At 56.5% G+C, this 1,456-nt stretch carries 3 protein-coding genes and 1 pseudogene; all 4 read left to right on the top strand.

All coding sequences use genetic code 11. The features are described 5' to 3' along the window. The first annotated feature begins 60 nt into the window (after positions 1 to 60). The gene (locus BEB54_RS29085; protein ID WP_000547940.1) at positions 61 to 267 is read left to right on the top strand and encodes a hypothetical protein; all 207 of its coding nucleotides are present in this window, start codon (positions 61 to 63) and stop codon (positions 265 to 267) included. Positions 268 to 292: 25 nt separating this feature from the next. Continuing rightward, positions 293 to 832 carry a single-stranded DNA-binding protein gene (locus tag BEB54_RS28010; RefSeq protein ID WP_000290838.1) on the top strand — a complete coding sequence of 180 codons (540 nt, stop codon included), beginning with the start codon at positions 293 to 295 and terminating at the stop codon, positions 830 to 832. Positions 833 to 894: 62 nt separating this feature from the next. Beyond that, positions 895 to 1,128, top strand: coding sequence for a DUF905 family protein (locus tag BEB54_RS28005; RefSeq protein WP_000005990.1), 234 nt, complete (start codon positions 895 to 897; stop codon positions 1,126 to 1,128). Positions 1,129 to 1,193: 65 nt separating this feature from the next. After that, positions 1,194 to 1,456, top strand: a pseudogene (locus tag BEB54_RS28000) (ParB N-terminal domain-containing protein); the annotation flags it as partial.

The following is a 1,456-nucleotide window of genomic DNA, read 5'->3' as shown; positions in this document are numbered from 1 at the left end:
TAAGCCCCTGTCGCCGGGGGCAAAGACAGCCACAACCGTCTCCGCCAGTCCAGGGGTGAAATGCACATCCCGCAAAAGTTTTTGCCCAAAAGCAGGCAAAAACTTTTGCGGTCTGCCCCCGGACAGTCGTTTCCGGCCGTGGCAGTGATGCCCCTTGCGGCGAAGGTTCTCAAAAAGGTGATGGTGAATACCGGAGGGAACAAAAGGCAGGTCCCCGCAAAACGTCAAAACCGCGGCTCCCGAAACTCAAAAGATGATGGGGGCTGAAAACATCAACAGAAGGAGGCACATCATGGCAGTTCGTGGCATTAACAAGGTCATTCTCGTAGGACGCCTGGGAAAAGATCCGGAAGTCCGTTACATCCCCAACGGGGGCGCAGTGGCAAACCTGCAGGTCGCCACGTCGGAAACCTGGCGTGACAAACAGACAGGGGAGATGCGGGAGCAGACAGAATGGCATCGCGTGGTGCTGTTCGGCAAGCTCGCGGAAGTGGCTGGCGAATATCTGCGCAAGGGCGCGCAGGTCTACATCGAAGGTCAGCTTCGCACCCGTAGCTGGGAAGATAACGGTATCACCCGTTACGTCACCGAAATTCTTGTTAAGACCACGGGCACCATGCAGATGCTGGGACGTGCCGCAGGTGCTCAGACTCAGCCGGAAGAGGGGCAACAGTTCAGCGCTCAGCCTCAGCCGGAACCACAGTCGGAGGCCGGTACGAAAAAAGGTGGCGCAAAAACGAAAGGCCGTGGACGTAAGGCCGCGCAGCCGGAGCCTCAGCTGCAACCGCCGGAGGGTGACGATTACGGGTTTTCAGACGATATCCCGTTCTGACTGGCCTGACTGTGATAACCGCCCCGCCCCGTTCTGTGCGGGGCATCACCGGAGAGATGAGAATGAGCGAATATTTCAGAATACTTCAGGGGCTGCCTGACGGTCCTTTTACCCGCAAACATGCCGAAGCTGTTGCCGCACAGTACCGGAACGTCTTTATCGAGGATGACCACGGCGAACAGTTTCGCCTGGTTGTCCGTAATAACGGTGCAATGGTCTGGCGTACCTGGAATTTTGAGGACGGTGCCGGGTACTGGATGAACCATGTCATCAGGGATTTCGGGATTCTTAAGTAAGAGAGGTGCCGGACGGGGACACGTCCGGCAGACAATCATTATTACCGTTTTGGGAGGTACTAACTATGTCAGTTACAGAGTCTAAGGCAAAAACGGAGCGTAAATCCAGCCGTAAACCTGCAAAAACGCAGGAAACAGTCCTGTCTGCCCTGCTGGCGCAGACGGAGGAAGTGAGCGTGCCGCTGGCCTCACTGATTAAATCACCGCTGAATGTGCGCACGGTGCCGTATTCTGCGGAGTCCGTCAGCGAACTGGCGGACTCCATTAAAGGTGTCGGCCTGTTACAGAATCTGGTTGTTCATGCCCTGCCAGGTGACCGCCACGGTGT

The organism is Escherichia sp. MOD1-EC6021 (assembly GCF_002965245.1).
Lineage (GTDB): Bacteria > Pseudomonadota > Gammaproteobacteria > Enterobacterales > Enterobacteriaceae > Escherichia > Escherichia coli_F.
The sequence above is the reverse complement of the archived record's forward strand: the minus strand, read 5'-3'. Positions and strand labels throughout refer to the sequence as shown.

Coding starts and splice junctions, on each gene's coding strand:
- BEB54_RS29085 (WP_000547940.1), top strand. CDS start 61: ATGCACATCCCGCAAAAGTTTTTGCCCAAAAGCAGGCAAAAACTTTTG.
- BEB54_RS28010 (WP_000290838.1), top strand. CDS start 293: ATGGCAGTTCGTGGCATTAACAAGGTCATTCTCGTAGGACGCCTGGGA.
- BEB54_RS28005 (WP_000005990.1), top strand. CDS start 895: ATGAGCGAATATTTCAGAATACTTCAGGGGCTGCCTGACGGTCCTTTT.